General features: G+C 39.1%; 12 protein-coding genes. 6 read left to right on the forward strand and 6 right to left on the reverse strand.

Going from position 1 to position 14,936, the window contains the following annotated elements; genetic code table 11:
- Positions 1-6 precede the first annotated feature (6 nt).
- On the forward strand, positions 7-1,158 hold the full coding sequence (gene yeiB, locus CUB63_RS03900; protein ID WP_109847492.1) for a DUF418 domain-containing protein YeiB: 1,152 nt from the start codon (positions 7-9) through the stop codon (positions 1,156-1,158).
- Here the strand turns inward: yeiB and sanA are convergent.
- The 6 genes from sanA to metG form a co-directional block, all read right to left on the reverse strand.
- Positions 1,155-1,886 (reverse strand): outer membrane permeability protein SanA, encoded by a 732-nt coding sequence (sanA, locus tag CUB63_RS03905; protein WP_072062862.1) that lies wholly within the window; start codon positions 1,884-1,886, stop codon positions 1,155-1,157. The genes yeiB and sanA overlap by 4 nt on opposite strands.
- 141 nt (positions 1,887-2,027) lie before the next feature.
- Positions 2,028-3,725: an NAD-dependent malic enzyme gene (locus tag CUB63_RS03910; protein WP_109847493.1), complete on the reverse strand. Its 1,698-nt coding sequence runs from the start codon at positions 3,723-3,725 to the stop codon at positions 2,028-2,030.
- Positions 3,726-3,938: 213 nt separating this feature from the next.
- A complete protein-coding gene (gene cdd / locus CUB63_RS03915; protein WP_109847494.1) occupies positions 3,939-4,823 on the reverse strand; it encodes a cytidine deaminase in 885 nt (294 codons plus the stop codon).
- Between the two features lie 200 nt (positions 4,824-5,023).
- Positions 5,024-5,719: a CidB/LrgB family autolysis modulator gene (locus CUB63_RS03920; RefSeq protein WP_109400733.1), complete on the reverse strand. Its 696-nt coding sequence runs from the start codon at positions 5,717-5,719 to the stop codon at positions 5,024-5,026.
- Positions 5,720-5,721: 2 nt separating this feature from the next.
- On the reverse strand, positions 5,722-6,195 hold the full coding sequence (locus CUB63_RS03925) for a CidA/LrgA family protein (RefSeq protein WP_072063009.1): 474 nt from the start codon (positions 6,193-6,195) through the stop codon (positions 5,722-5,724).
- Positions 6,196-6,328: 133 nt separating this feature from the next.
- A complete protein-coding gene (metG, locus tag CUB63_RS03930; protein WP_109847495.1) occupies positions 6,329-8,356 on the reverse strand; it encodes a methionine--tRNA ligase in 2,028 nt (675 codons plus the stop codon).
- 204 nt (positions 8,357-8,560) lie between these two features.
- Here metG and apbC point away from each other — a divergent pair, with 204 nt between their 5' ends.
- The 5 genes from apbC (at position 8,561) to dcuC (ending at position 14,803) form a co-directional block, all read left to right on the forward strand.
- Positions 8,561-9,673, forward strand: coding sequence for an iron-sulfur cluster carrier protein ApbC (gene apbC, locus CUB63_RS03935; protein WP_072062858.1), 1,113 nt, complete (start codon positions 8,561-8,563; stop codon positions 9,671-9,673).
- Positions 9,674-9,894: 221 nt separating this feature from the next.
- Entirely contained in the window at positions 9,895-10,536 is a 642-nt protein-coding gene (gene udk, locus CUB63_RS03940) for a uridine kinase (protein ID WP_072062857.1), read from the forward strand.
- Positions 10,537-10,603: 67 nt separating this feature from the next.
- Entirely contained in the window at positions 10,604-11,185 is a 582-nt protein-coding gene (gene dcd / locus CUB63_RS03945; RefSeq protein WP_006537532.1) for a dCTP deaminase, read from the forward strand.
- A gap of 46 nt (positions 11,186-11,231) precedes the next feature.
- Positions 11,232-13,166 (forward strand): outer membrane assembly protein AsmA, encoded by a 1,935-nt coding sequence (gene asmA, locus CUB63_RS03950; protein ID WP_109847496.1) that lies wholly within the window; start codon positions 11,232-11,234, stop codon positions 13,164-13,166.
- Positions 13,167-13,441: 275 nt separating this feature from the next.
- Positions 13,442-14,803 carry an anaerobic C4-dicarboxylate transporter DcuC gene (dcuC, locus tag CUB63_RS03955; protein ID WP_109847497.1) on the forward strand — a complete coding sequence of 454 codons (1,362 nt, stop codon included), beginning with the start codon at positions 13,442-13,444 and terminating at the stop codon, positions 14,801-14,803.
- Positions 14,804-14,936: the final 133 nt, after the last annotated feature.

Raw genomic sequence — 14,936 nt, forward strand, 5'->3', positions numbered from 1 at the left:
AAATAAATGAATGAATCGTCTCATCAACGTATCGAAGCACTTGATGCGTTGAGAGGAATGGCGATCCTTGGCATTTTATTGCTCAATATTTCAGGTTTTGCTTTATTAAGAGTGGCTTCATTTAATCCGTTACATTCGGGGGAAGCCTCTTTTGGTGATCGTATAACATGGATGGCATTAAATCTGTTTGCCCAAGGTAAGTTCCTCTTTATTTTTGCATTACTATTTGGTGGTACGCTTTACCTGCTACTACGTAAAGGAACGCGCTTTAATTTATCGCGGCTCGTTGTACTGGCATTGATTGGGGTTATTCACACATTATTTATTTGGGAAGGTGACATTTTATTTCCATATAGTATATGTGGTTTATTTGTTTTTGCGTTTATCAAATCAATAACGATAAAAAACCAATTTATATTGGGAGCGATACTCTATTTTTGTGGCGCACTTATTCTAGGTGTGTTGTTTTATTATTATCGTGATTTTATTGATACCGTTTGGTACAGCACACCATATTCCCAATTGGCTGAATCAGATTGGAAAACAGGGCCTTATTTAAATAGTGTTTATTATCGTTTAAATGAGCTAACTCTGTTTGTTTTTAATCTTGTTCGTCAATACAGTTGGTTTTTGTTCGGTGCAATGCTGATGGGATCAGCATTAATGGCATCAGGTTGGTTGCAGCAGAAATTTAGTCGCGCTCATTATGGTCGTGTAGCACTTTATTTCCTTACAATAAGTTTAAGCTTACAAACGGTTATTGTACTGGTGGATTATTATCTTGATTGGGATTACCGCTGGGCGGCTATTTTAGCACAACCTTTAACAATGCTGATCCAAGTGGTGCAAAGCTTGGGGTATATTGCGCTGTTTTATTGGAGTTGGAATACAATGCGTCACTCTTATTTTGCCTATGCTTTACGTTGTGTAGGAAAAATGGCGCTAACGACCTATTTAATGCAAAGTCTTATCGGCATTATCCTGTTTCAGCGGATGGGATTATTTAATCAATTTACCTTAGCTGAACTGATGCCTTTTGTTGTCGTTATTTGGGCAATTAACATTGCTTTTGCCGTAATTTGGCTACGCTATTTTCCACAAGGTCCAATAGAGTGGATTTGGCGTAAATCAGCCTCAAAATTAGCGCAATTCTTTTAGATTTTCTCGTTATTGTTGTTACTTAGAGGAAGTGATTCAACTTCCTCAGGTAAAACTGCGGGATATCCTTTAATGCCATCAGGAATAGATTGTATTGCGGGGATCGTTTCTGGTGGTCCTAAAAAGCGGGGTTCGCGGTTTAGAATATAAACATCAATCATTGCTCCGGCTCTTGCAAACACTTCGCGTACACGTACTTTAAACATGCTTTTGGGGGATGCAACCGCAAAGCATTGCGCATCGATTCCTTTTTCTAATGCGATAAAAACAGCACGTTCACAGTGAAAACGCTGAGTAATAATGGTAAATCCATCTGTACCAAACACCTCTTTTGTTCGTACAACTGAATCGAGTGTTCTGAAGCCCGCAAAATCCATCACAATACGAGAGGCAGGAATGCCTGCTTTAATGAGATCTTTACGCATTGTATTTGGCTCATTATAGCTATGTTTTGCATTATCACCGCTTAATAATAAATATTGGATCTTACCACTGTTATAGGCATTAACTGCGCCTTGGATGCGATATTGATAAAATTGATTAATGTAACCGCTGGTATAATATTTTGATGTGCCTAACACCATACCCACTTTTTTAGCGGGCAATGTATCCACATCTTCAAAGATATAAGGATTAGTTTTCCAGCCAATCCAACGATCGCAGGCAATCAAGATGACTGCAAGCAACATAAAAAGTGTGAGAAAGAGATAAATGAGGCGTTTTAGCATGTCCTTGCCTTAATGACGCAAATAAAGAATGACTTTCATAATGCGTAAGGCTACTTGAGCAGGAATAGGGAAGCAAGAAAAAAGCGCCTCATATTAAGTAATGACGCGCTTTTCAGAATGGTACTTAGTGTTTCAAGCTATTTAGAACGAGGTTCTTTTGTAAATACGGTACTCTGGTGACCAATAGTTACGTTCAATGGCTTCTTCTAATGCTGAATCAGACGTTACAGTCGCAACACCTTGTACTTGTGCTTCTTTGGCAACTTGTTTTGCGATATAACGCGAAACTTGCTGAATATCAGCCAGTAAAGGTAACAGAGAACCATCACCCTCTTTTGCCATTGGTGAGCAATCTGCTAATGCACGACTTGCAACCATTAACATGGCATCAGTCACACGTTTCGCACCACAGGCAATAACACCTAACCCAATGCCTGGGAAGATATAAGAGTTATTACATTGTGCAATTGGATACTCTTTATCTTTGTATTTAACGGGGGCAAATGGACTACCTGTTGCCACTAAAGCTTGTCCATCAGTCCAATTGATAATATCTTCAGGGCGCGCTTCTACTCGCGAAGTTGGGTTAGATAATGGCATCACGATAGGGCGTTCACAGTGTTTGTGCATTTCACGAATAATTTCTTCAGTGAATAAACCTGCTTGTCCTGAAACACCAATCAAAATAGTTGGTTTTGCATTCTTAACCACTTCTAACAGTGAAATCGCATCGCTTGTGGTTTCCCAATTAGCAATGGTTTCGCTTTTTTGGATAAGTTTGCTTTGGAAATCCAGTAAATTTGGCAGTTTGTCTGTTAATAAGCCGAAACGGTCAACCATAAAGATACGTTCACGTGCTTGCTCATCGCTTAAACCTTCGGATTTCATTTGGGCAATAATTTGCTCAGCAATACCACAACCCGCAGAACCGGCACCTAAGAAAGTGACTGTTTGGTCTTTTAATTGGCGACCTGCAGCACGACTTGCTGCAATTAGGCTACCTAAGGTAACAGATGCAGTGCCTTGAATATCATCGTTAAAGCAACATAGCTCATCACGGTAACGGTTTAATAAAGGCATCGCATTTTTTTGTGCGAAATCTTCAAATTGCAGTAAAACATTTGGCCAGCGACGTTTAACAGCTTGAATAAATTCATCAACGAACTCGTTATATTCATCACCTGTAATGCGAGGATGACGCCATCCCATATACAGAGGATCGTTTAAACGTTGTGGATTATTAGTACCAACATCAAGTACAACAGGCAGTGTGTACGCTGGGCTAATACCACCACACGCGGTATATAAAGAGAGTTTACCGATAGGTGTACCCATACCGCCGATACCTTGGTCACCTAGACCAAGAATACGTTCGCCATCTGTTACAACAATGACTTTTACGTTTTGTTTAGTGGCGTTTTGTAGCATATCGTCGATATTGGCGCGGTTAGGGTAAGAGATAAATAAACCGCGAGCACGACGATAAATATCAGAGAAATGTTCACAAGCTTCACCTACTGTTGGTGTATAAATGATTGGCATCATTTCAGTTAGGTGAGATTCCAATAGACGATAAAACAGGGTTTCATTGGTATCTTGGATATTTCGCAGGTAAATATGTTTATCGTTATCGTTTTTGAAATCAAGATATTGGCGATAAGCGCGTTCAACCTGTTCTTCGATGGTTTCAACTGCTTCAGGCAGTAAACCATGTAAGTTAAAGGTGCTGCGTTCTTCTTCGCTGAAAGCACTACCTTTATTTAACAGGGGAAATTCTAGCAGGATTGGACCTGCATACGGGATGTAGAGAGGGCGTTTACTTTCGTGTTCCAGTTCCATGAAAAATACTCTTGTAAGGCAGTTAGTCACATGACAATTGTAGATCCTACAAAATAATAAAAATATGTACAGCTTATGTTATTTTTTTATGATTTTTATGCTTAGAAATGAGAGATAGATACAGTTGTTACAACTTTTTCTGGTAAGCATCAGCAAAATTTACATGCTGATGCTTTTTTAGGAGAGATTTTTAGAGGAATAAGTTAAAATTTTTTACAAAGTGATGCGTTGCATCTGGCGACAACCTAAAGCTGTTAATGTGGCTTGAGTTGCATCCCATTGCGTTAAAATTGTTTCTGCTTTTTCAATTAAGACGGCAGATTCAATTTCCATCACACTCTCACCTGCCATATTTAATAAAATCAATGCGGCTTGTAATGGCGGTAAGCTTGGGTTAAATGCGGCATTTTCTGCGTAGCTACCTTGGAAAATTTTGCCATTTTTCATTTGAACAGCAATTCCACTGTGAGACTCACTATAAGGTGCATGACTACGATTGGTGGCTTGTAGCGCCTGTTGTGCTAATTCACTATGGTTATCAATTTCGTAACCGTGATTAACTTTATCCATTAATAAAGAGGTGATATTGAGATCCTTTGGACCAAAGCTATCAGGTAAATAATCTCCCAATGTCGCCACTTTTCTACCCGGTAATTGGATTTGAATATGGGTGCCACTGTTGAGTTCGTTCATAAACTGGCGACAATGACCACAAGGTGTATAGTTAACGGTGATTGAAATTAAGCGAGATTCACCACGTAGCCATGCGTGAGTTACCGCACTTTGTTCAGCATGAACAGTTTGTTGTAGTGGGGCGCCAGCAAATTCCATATTGGCACCGAAGTAGAGATTACCACTTCCCCCACGTGAAATAGCACCAACATTGAAATGAGATATCGGTGTCACTGCACAAGCGGCAGCGACGGGTAAAAGTGCGAGAGCTAAGGCATCATCATTACATTGTAATTGTGTTTTTATGGCATTGACCTGTTCTGCCGTGAATATTGCAGGGAATTCATCCTGCTCAAGATAAGGAGCAAGTGCTTGTTGCAACTGAGGGGATAAATCTGACCAAACTGCCTGAAAACGAGTATGCATACATGAGTCTCCCATTAATCTTTCTGTATTATAAGATTCTAGGCATCTTTACCTATTTTTATATGTGATGAAAATCATATTTTCAATGAAACAATTGCAACAAATTCATTAATTGAGAGATGTATCTCAAATTTATAGTAAAAATCCCCGAAATAAATTTAATTAAATCGGGGATTTAGGAATAGAGGGTAAGAAAGATATTAACTATAAAGATGTAAAATAATAGGGAAGATAAACGGAGCAAGTAAAGAGGTAATAATCCCGCATGTCATTAATGCCAATGAACTGTAAGCCCCCTCAATATAATCGACTTCTGCCGCTCTTGCTGTTCCCACTGCGTGCGAAACAGTGCCCATAGCCAAACCACGAGAGGCGTGAGTAGGAATACGCAGTAGCTTAAATAATGTATGACCAAAAATGGCACCTAAAATACCTACTGCAATAACACATGCAGCACTGATTGCAGGAATACCACCTATGGAGTCCGCGACAGCCATTGCTATTGGGGTTGTCACTGATTTAGGTAAGATTGATGCGGCAATTTCAGGTGTTGCACCTGCCCATAAAGCAATGGCTGTGCCACTGACCATCGCAGCAATACTACCAATAAAGCAAATACTGATTAATGATTTCCACTGTGCGCGAATTTGGTGTAATTGCTGATAAAGCGGTATAGCTAAAGCAACAACGGCGGGTTGCAGTAAGTCATTTAAAATTCGACTGCCTGCGAAATAATTTTCGTAAGGTACCTTAGTTATTAACAAAATAGGTATAATTACTATAATAGCAATTAGCAGTGGATTTAAAATAGGCAAATTAAATCGGGCCGCCAGCTTACGAGCTAAGTAAAAAATAAAAATACTTAAAGGAAGTGACCACCAAATATTCATCAACATAGCTAACATTTTTTCTTCTCACTTAACGCTTTATCATCGTCTTTCTCTTTTGTTTCAACAATATCTTCAACTTGGTCTGGTTTCGAACCCACGATAACGCGCTCACGATGAACATAGTGTGAGCAATATGCAACGAGTGCCATAACACCAAAGGTACTCACGACGCAGGCTAAAACGATGGGGAAAAGTTGCTGACTTAATAAATCATAATAGTTCATTACACCGACACCGATAGGGATAAAGAGTAATGACATATTTTTTAAGAGGATATTTGCACCGGGTTTAACCCAACGCACAGGGATAAGCTGAAAAGCAAGTAAACCAAAGAGGATCAGTAAGCCAACAATACTGCCTGGAACCGCGAAGGGTAGAAGGGCTGAAATAAGATTACCAGCAAAGAGACAAAGATAAAGTACCAAAAAAGATCGTAAATAGTGCCAAAGTGTAATCTGCAATCGTGCCCGTTTAGATTTCATAAGTAAGTGTCCCAAATCAACTAACAGAATTATCATACACCGATTTTGAAAGTGTGCTATGGATCACAATAAAAAAAGGCGGGGCTCTAATAGAACCCCGCCTTTTATTCGTTTGGCAAATGAATTTTGGTTGTTATTTCACTTGCTGACCCGGTTTTGCACCAGAATCTGGGCTAAGTAAGAAGATATCTTTATCGCCAGGACCTGCTGCCATTACCATGCCTTCTGAAATACCAAAACGCATTTTACGAGGTGCTAAGTTTGCTACCATTACCGTTAAGCGACCTTCTAACACTTTAGGATCTGGGTATGCTGTACGAATACCGGAAAATACTTGGCGAGTTTCTCCACCTAAGTCCAAAATTAATTTCAGCAGTTTGTCTGAACCTTCAACAAAATCGGCTTGTTTAATTTCAGCGATACGCATATCGATTTTCGCAAAATCATCAAATTTGATGGTTTCTTGAATTGGAGCATCTGCTAATGGGCCTGTTACTTCTTTTACAGGCGCAATGGTGCTTTTTGATGCTTCAACCATTGCATTGGCTTTATCCATTTCAATGCGGTTAAACAACGCTTTGAATTTAGTGATCTCTTGACCTAATAGCGGTTGTTCAAGTGCATCCCATGTTAATTGAGTTTGCAAAAATGCTTCTGAACGTTCTGTTAGTGATGGTAAAACGGGTTTCAGGTACGTCATCAACACACGGAATAGGTTAATTCCCATGGTACAGATTGCTTGTAACTGAGCGTCTTGACCTTCTTGTTTTGCCACTACCCAAGGTGCTTTTTCGTCAATATAACGGTTCGCTTCATCAGCTAATGCCATAATTTCACGAACAGCTTTACCAAATTCACGATTTTCAAATGACTGTGCGATAGTTTCTTTCATATCAACAAAGTGTTGATAAAGTTTAGCATCATCTAAAGAATCAGCTAATTTGCCATCAAAACGCTTGCTGATAAAACCAGCGGTACGTGATGCAAGGTTAACGACTTTATTTACGATGTCGCTATTAACACGTTGAACAAAGTCTTCTAAGTTTAGGTCAATATCGTCAATGCGTGATGAAAGTTTTGCAGCATAGTAATAACGTAGACAATCAGCATCAAAATGATCAAGATAAGCACGCGCTGTAATAAAGGTGCCACGAGATTTTGACATTTTGGCGCCATTTACAGTGACATAACCGTGAACAAACAGGTTTGTCGGCTTGCGATATTCACTGCCTTCTAACATTGCTGGCCAGAATAAGCTGTGGAAATAGACGATATCTTTACCAATAAAGTGGTAAAGGTCAGCTTTGCTGTCTTTATTCCAAAACTCGTCAAAACTTAAATCGCCACGTTTTTCACATAAGTTTAAGAATGAACTCATGTAGCCGATCGGTGCATCTAACCATACATAGAAATATTTACCCGGTGCATCTGGAATTTCGAAACCGAAATAAGGTGCATCACGAGTGATATCCCACTGTTGTAAACCGCTGTCAAACCACTCTTGCATTTTATTTGCCACTTGCTCTTGTAGCGCGCCAGAGCGGATCCACTCTTGTAACATGTTGCTAAATGCAGGTAAGTCGAAGAAATAGTGTTCAGTTTCACGCATAACAGGCGTTGAACCTGATACAACAGAACGCGGATTAATTAATTCTGTTGGACTGTAGGTTGAGCCGCAAACTTCACAGTTATCACCATATTGGTCTTGCGCTTTACATTTAGGGCAAGTGCCTTTTACAAAGCGGTCAGGCAAAAACATGCCTTTTTCTTCATCATAAAGCTGAGAAATAGTTTTACTTTTGATGTGACCATTTTTTTTCAGTGCAATATAAATTTTAGTTGATAATTGGCGACTCTCTTCACTGTGTGTAGAGTGATAATTGTCGTAACTGATATTGAAACCAGCAAAATCCTGCTGATGCTCTTTGCTCATTTCTTCAATCATGGCTTCTGGCGTGATACCCAGTTGTTGGGCTTTCAGCATAATAGGTGTGCCGTGAGCATCGTCAGCGCAGATGAAATGAACTTCTTTGCCGCGCATTCGTTGATAACGGACCCAGATATCTGCCTGAATATGTTCAAGGATATGACCGAGATGAATTGAACCGTTAGCATAAGGTAACGCGCAGGTTACCAATAATTTATTCGCGACGTGAGACATAGTAAGGATCTTACTTCCATAAAATTAATAAAAGGGACTTTGATGGTAACCGATCCGTCATGATGTCGCTAGGGCAATAATGGAGTTTTTGCAAGAGAAATTTCAGTTGGCAAATTGAGGTAAGGCATTATCGTAGTCATCTACTATCTGATATGATAGATACACTCATATATTTAATAAATAATGAAAACGAGAGGAGCCGGGATGAGTGATAAATCCCCCGAGCAGACCACCCCTGAGATTCTGAACGAAAAAGTTTCAGGTGTCTTGTCTACTTTTGAACACCCAACATTGAAACGTAATCTGCTTTCTCTAAAAGCATTACACCAATGTGCGATGATTGACGATGTTCTTCATATCGAGTTAGTGATGCCGTTTGTTTGGAAAAAACCTTTCCAAACCCTAATTGAAGAAAAGACAGCCGAACTTCGCAACATCACTGGTGCAAAAGCCATTGAATGGAAACTCAAGCATAATATTTCCACCTTACGTCGTGCAAATGATCTGCCTGGCGTTAATGGTGTGCGTAATATTCTTGCAGTGAGCTCTGGTAAAGGTGGCGTTGGTAAATCAAGTACAGCAGTTAACCTTGCATTAGCTCTTGCACAAGAAGGCGCTAAAGTCGGTATTCTTGATGCTGATATTTATGGACCGTCTATTCCTAATATGTTAGGGACCACGATGGAGCGTCCAACGTCTCCTGATGGACAACATATGGCGCCAATTATGGCGTATGGATTAGCGTCTAACTCTATCGGTTATTTAGTGACTGATGATAATGCGATGGTATGGCGTGGTCCTATGGCGAGCAAAGCATTAATGCAAATGCTCCAAGATACGTTGTGGCCTGACTTGGATTATCTGGTTATCGATATGCCACCAGGAACAGGCGATATCCAATTAACCTTATCTCAAAATATCCCTGTAACTGCTGCGGTTGTGGTAACAACACCACAAGATATCGCGCTGGTGGATGCAATGAAAGGGATTGTCATGTTTAAGAAAGTCAATGTACCTGTATTAGGTATTATTGAAAACATGAGTGCACATATTTGTAGTAACTGTGGTCACCTTGAACCTATCTTTGGTACTGGTGGTGCCGCTAAATTGGCAGAGAAGTATCATTGTCAATTATTAGGTCAAGTTCCTCTTCATATCTCTTTACGTGAAGACCTAGACCGCGGGCAACCAACAGTGATGCGTGATCCAGAAGGTGAGTTTGCGGATATTTATCGCGAAATCGCGTCTACCGTATCTTCTCAAATGTATTGGGATGGTGATGCAATTCCAACGGAAATTTCTTTCCGCGCAGTGTAATCACAGTAGAATAATGTCTGAAATTATTTGCTGATTAAAATGGAGAGTCATTTGGCTTTCCATTTTTTACAGGTGATTTCCGGCTGTTTTTGATAAAAAACAAATAGATTTCTGGTTTTACGCTGGAACCAGAGTGATTTCAAAACTATAATCTGCGCTAGCGTAATATTTACATATTATTACGTTATCCCTCTTTTTATTTCAAACCAGGTTTTTTGATTATGGCTGACACAGCACATCAGTGCACAATTGTAGGTATCGCTGGAGCCTCTGCTTCGGGTAAAAGTCTTATTGCAAGCACACTTTACCGTGAGTTAAGAGCGCAAGTAGGTGATCATAATATCGGGGTGATACCAGAAGATTGTTATTATCGTGACCAAAGTGATTTAACAATGGAAGAACGATATAAGGTCAATTATGACCACCCAAATTCGATGGATCATGCACTTTTATACCAGCATTTGTGCGCATTAAAAGCAGGAAATGCCATCGAACTCCCTCAGTATGACTACGTTGCTCATACACGCAAAACAGAATCCATTTCTTTTCAACCTAAAAAAGTGATTATCATTGAAGGCATTTTGTTATTAACAGATAAACGCCTGCGTGAAGAGATGGATTTCTCTATCTTTGTTGATACCCCATTAGATATTTGCTTAATGCGCAGGATTAAACGAGATGTGAATGAACGTGGACGTAGCTTAGACTCAGTCATTGAACAATATAATAAAACCGTTCGTCCTATGTTCTTCCAGTTTATTGAACCTTCTAAACAATATGCCGATATTATTGTACCTAGAGGGGGGAAAAACCGCGTTGCGATTGATATTCTGAAAGCAAAAATTGGGCAATTCTGCGAATAATAGATTCATTTTTAGGCAGCTTTCATGCATGATGAAACTGCCTGTTTAACTTGAAGAAGGAAATAAAATGCGATTATGCGACCGTGATATTATTCAGTGGCTGGATGAAGGTAAGTTAGTCATTGAACCCCGCCCGCCTGTCGAGCGAATTAACGGCGCAACAGCAGATGTTTGCTTGGGAAATCAATTTCGTGTTTTCCAAGGTCATACTGCAGCTTATATTGATTTGAGTGGCCCTAAGGCTGAAGTGAATGCTGCGCTAGAGCGTGTAATGAGTGATGAAATAGTTTTGCCTGAAGGTGAAGCATTCTTTCTACATCCTGGTGAATTGGCGTTAGCAGTGACACTTGAGTCAGTCACTTTGCCTGATAATGTTGTTGGATGGTTAGATGGACGCTCATCATTAGCACGCTTAGGCTTGATGGTGCACGTTACTGCACATCGTATTGATCCTGGTTGGCATGGGCAAATCGTATTAGAATTCTTTAATTCAGGTAAACTGCCTCTTGCATTAAGACCGGGTATGGTGATTGGTGCATTAAGTTTTGAACCTATGTCGGGTTCTGCTGATAGACCTTATAATCGTCGTCAAGATGCAAAATATAAAAATCAACAAGGTGCAGTTGGTAGTCGGATTAGTGAAGATTAACTATCTTTATAATCATCATTATCATGTTCACTAAACGGGTAATTATATGAAAAGGTTTTTGACAACACTGGCTATTTTGCTTGTGGTTATTTTGGCAGGCTTGACAGCGTTAGTTTTACTCATTAACCCGAATGATTTCCGTGGGTACCTTATTGAAAGGGTTGAGAAACAAAGCGGTTACAAACTCACATTACAAGATGATATGCGTTGGCATGTGTGGCCAAAATTAAGCATTATCAGTGGTAAAATGTCATTGACAGCACCTGGCGCTGAAATGCCTTTGGTCACAGCAGATAATATGCGTCTTGATGTTGAGTTATTGCCACTACTTTCTCATCAACTTGAAGTAAAAGAAGTTATGCTTAAAGGTGCCGTGGTTCGCCAAACACCTGAAAGTAAGGCAATTCCTAAAATATTACCACCGTCTACTCCTCGAGATATTTCTCGTCAAGTGATTGAACCTAAAACCAATAATTGGCAGTTGAATATCGCCAAAGTGAATATTTCAGATAGCTTAATTATTTGGCAAATGAAAGATGGCGAGCAGCTTAATTTACGTGATATTAACCTATCGTTGAAAACAGACGAGAAAAAACAAGTTAGTCTTGAAATGAGCACGAAAGTGAATCGTGACCGTCGTGAGATCACGCTAAATATTGCCGCTGATGCGGATATGAAAAGCTATCCTTACCAAGTTTCAGGTAATATCACACAGTTAGATTACGCTTTATCAGGAGTTGGGATCCCTGAAAATGGGATTGCAGGAAGTTTAACTTCAGATTTTCATATCCAAAATGAAGGTGTGAGAAAAATCTCACTTAATAACCTAAATCTCACTGCTAATGACAGTCAATTACAAGGTAGTGTCAGTGCGGAGTTTGCAAATAAAACACGTTATCAGGTTGATTTAAAAGGTGAACAATTAAATTTAAATACCTTGTTACCAGCGTTAGTTGCGGCTAAAACAACTGAAACTGCATCATTGTCCCCTAAAGATAATAAGACACCATCATCATTTTCATTATTTAACACTGCGCACGCGGCTCCAGCACCAAATGCTACGATTATGGCCAAGCAAGTTATTACTTCAGTAACTATTGAAAATAAAGAATATGATTTAACGCATTGGGGTGATCTTGAATTTACGCTGAAATTAGCACTGAATAAGCTTCTTTATAAAGATTTAGAGATTAATGATTTTAAACTTGATGCGCTAAATAATCCTAACTCGCTGAATGTTCAAACTTTAACAGGAAAAATTCTTCAGGGTGATTTTTCACTTCCTACCGTGATTTCTACAAGTATTGTGCCGGCACATATTAGTATGGATATCACAATGAATAATATTCCGTTACAACCTCTACTGCGTGCGTTTAATCAGCCTGAAAATTTCAGTGGATTAATTTCAGCAAAAGGAAATTTAGAAGGAACGGGATATAACCGAAAAGCTTTTTATAATTATTGGCAAGGTACGCTTAATGCATCTGTTACTCAATTTAAAATGCAAGGATTAAATGTACCACAGGTTATTCAGCAATCTGTCGCTCAAGCGACGGATAAAGTGATTTACCCTGAGGATGTCGAAAGTTATACCCAAGCAGATAATGTGATTGCCCAATTTAAATTAGCGCCCAAAGGGAAAGTAACCATTAATTCACTTGATGCGCAAGCAGAGGCTTATCAAATTAAAGGGCAGGGTAAAGTTAACCTTCAACGTCATGATCTTGATGTGATGTTACTGGTTAATATTAAAAAAGGTTGGGGTAAAGAAAACGATTTTATTCGTCAATTGGCTAAAATTGAAATTCCATTAAGGCTCTATGGTGATTGGAATGCTATTCAATATGAACTTAATATTGAAAAATTATTGAGTGACCAATTACAGCAAAAAGCCAAGCAAGCTATCGATAATTGGCTAAATAAACAAGATGCGGAAAGTCCTGAAGTAAAAGCACTTAATCAACTATTGAAGAAAATATAATTTCACAATTTTTAACTTCATCACACTCTTAATAAAAGCACACTATTTTGATAATTGTGTGCTTTTTGCTTTATATCTATCACTTAATTTATATTTTGAATGAAAAGTAAGCATTCGTGCTATGTATATACAAAAAAATAGTCGTTTTTTTTGATATATGTCATACACTGGAACGTTGCCTTTGGGCAGAGTGTGTCAATCACACTAAACGCAAAAATGATGATAAAAATAAAAAACTTCATTTTATAAATGACTATGTTAGACAGGATAAATAAATGATCGAAATTCTTATCGGCGCCTTCGTTGCTGTTGGTGTTGGACGTTATATTGTAAAAGGCTATTCACCAACAGGTGTTTTAATGACGGGTGGTCTGTTATTACTGATCATCAGCGTTATTATGGGAAGAACCGTTTTACCAGCAAGCGCAACTGCGACAGGTTATGGTTTAATCGATATTGTTGAGTATGTGAAAAATCTACTAATGAGCCGTGGTGGCGATTTAGGTATGATGATCATGATACTTTGTGGTTTTGCTTCTTATATGACTCACATCGGCGCTAATGATGTTGTTGTTAAATTAGCATCACGCCCGCTGAAAATGATCAACTCACCTTATCTGCTAATGGTTGCGGCTTACATTGTTGCATGTTTGATGTCACTGGCTGTTTCATCAGCGACAGGTTTAGGTGTGTTATTAATGGCAACATTGTTCCCTGTTATGGTGAATATGGGAATTAGCCGCGGAGCGGCTGCTGCAATCTGTGCGTCTCCAGCTTCTATTATTTTAGCACCAACATCAGGTGATGTTATTTTAGCTGCAGAAGCGTCTAAAATGCCGCTAATTGATTTCGCATTTAAAACCACATTACCTATCTCTATTGCTGCAATCATTGGTATGTGTATTGCGCACTTCTTCTGGCAACGTTACCTTGACCGCAAAGAGCACATTGAAACTGAAATGTTAGACGTGAATGAAATCAAAACTCACGCACCAAGTTTCTATGCGATTTTACCTTTCACGCCAATTATCGGCGTTCTTGTCTTTGATGGTAAATGGTTGCCAGAATTACATATCGTCGCCATTATTATTATCTGTATGATTTTAGCGGCTGTTATCGAATTTATTAGTAGCTTTAGCGCAAAACAAGTTTTTGAAGGTTTAGAAGTTGCTTATCGCGGCATGGCCGATGCCTTTGCTCAAGTTGTTATGTTATTAGTGGCGGCCGGGGTATTTGCTCAAGGTTTAACAACAGTTGGCTTTATCAATGCGTTAATTGAAGGTGCTCAATCATTAGGTTCGGGGGCGATTGTGATGATGATTGCACTGGTCTTAATTACCATGTTAGCAGCAATGACAACAGGCTCTGGTAATGCGCCATTCTATGCATTTGTTGAATTAATTCCTCGTTTAGCAAGCAATATGGGGGTTAATCCTGCTTACTTAACTATTCCTATGTTACAAGCTTCAAACTTAGGACGTACATTATCACCGGTCTCTGGTGTTGTGGTCGCAGTATCAGGTATGGCAAAAATTTCACCGTTTGAAGTGATGAAACGTGTTTCTGTACCCGTATTAGTCGGCCTAGTTATCGTGATTGTTGCGACTGAAATTCTTGTACCAAGTACACTAGGTTAATTACTAACTCATTAAATTAATCTAAAATTATTGTTTTAAATTTTATTGGTGGGCTTTGTTATTAATTGGCAAAGTCCATTTTTTTATCTTTATAAGATACAGATAAAAAATATCCGCCTTTAAAGCGGATATT

It is taken from the genome of Proteus penneri (assembly GCF_003144535.1).
GTDB classification, from domain to species: Bacteria; Pseudomonadota; Gammaproteobacteria; order Enterobacterales; family Enterobacteriaceae; genus Proteus; species Proteus penneri.

What these genes read in the sequence shown, in the direction of transcription:
- CUB63_RS03920 (WP_109400733.1), bottom strand. Translation starts at nt 5,719, where the DNA reads ATGTTGATGAATATTTGGTGGTCACTTCCTTTAAGTATTTTTATTTTT.
- CUB63_RS03925 (WP_072063009.1), bottom strand. Translation starts at nt 6,195, where the DNA reads ATGAAATCTAAACGGGCACGATTGCAGATTACACTTTGGCACTATTTA.
- dcd (WP_006537532.1), top strand. Translation starts at nt 10,604, where the DNA reads ATGCGATTATGCGACCGTGATATTATTCAGTGGCTGGATGAAGGTAAG.
- apbC (WP_072062858.1), top strand. Translation starts at nt 8,561, where the DNA reads ATGAGTGATAAATCCCCCGAGCAGACCACCCCTGAGATTCTGAACGAA.
- yeiB (WP_109847492.1), top strand. Translation starts at nt 7, where the DNA reads ATGAATGAATCGTCTCATCAACGTATCGAAGCACTTGATGCGTTGAGA.
- sanA (WP_072062862.1), bottom strand. Translation starts at nt 1,886, where the DNA reads ATGCTAAAACGCCTCATTTATCTCTTTCTCACACTTTTTATGTTGCTT.
- udk (WP_072062857.1), top strand. Translation starts at nt 9,895, where the DNA reads ATGGCTGACACAGCACATCAGTGCACAATTGTAGGTATCGCTGGAGCC.
- asmA (WP_109847496.1), top strand. Translation starts at nt 11,232, where the DNA reads ATGAAAAGGTTTTTGACAACACTGGCTATTTTGCTTGTGGTTATTTTG.
- dcuC (WP_109847497.1), top strand. Translation starts at nt 13,442, where the DNA reads ATGATCGAAATTCTTATCGGCGCCTTCGTTGCTGTTGGTGTTGGACGT.
- cdd (WP_109847494.1), bottom strand. Translation starts at nt 4,823, where the DNA reads ATGCATACTCGTTTTCAGGCAGTTTGGTCAGATTTATCCCCTCAGTTG.
- metG (WP_109847495.1), bottom strand. Translation starts at nt 8,356, where the DNA reads ATGTCTCACGTCGCGAATAAATTATTGGTAACCTGCGCGTTACCTTAT.
- CUB63_RS03910 (WP_109847493.1), bottom strand. Translation starts at nt 3,725, where the DNA reads ATGGAACTGGAACACGAAAGTAAACGCCCTCTCTACATCCCGTATGCA.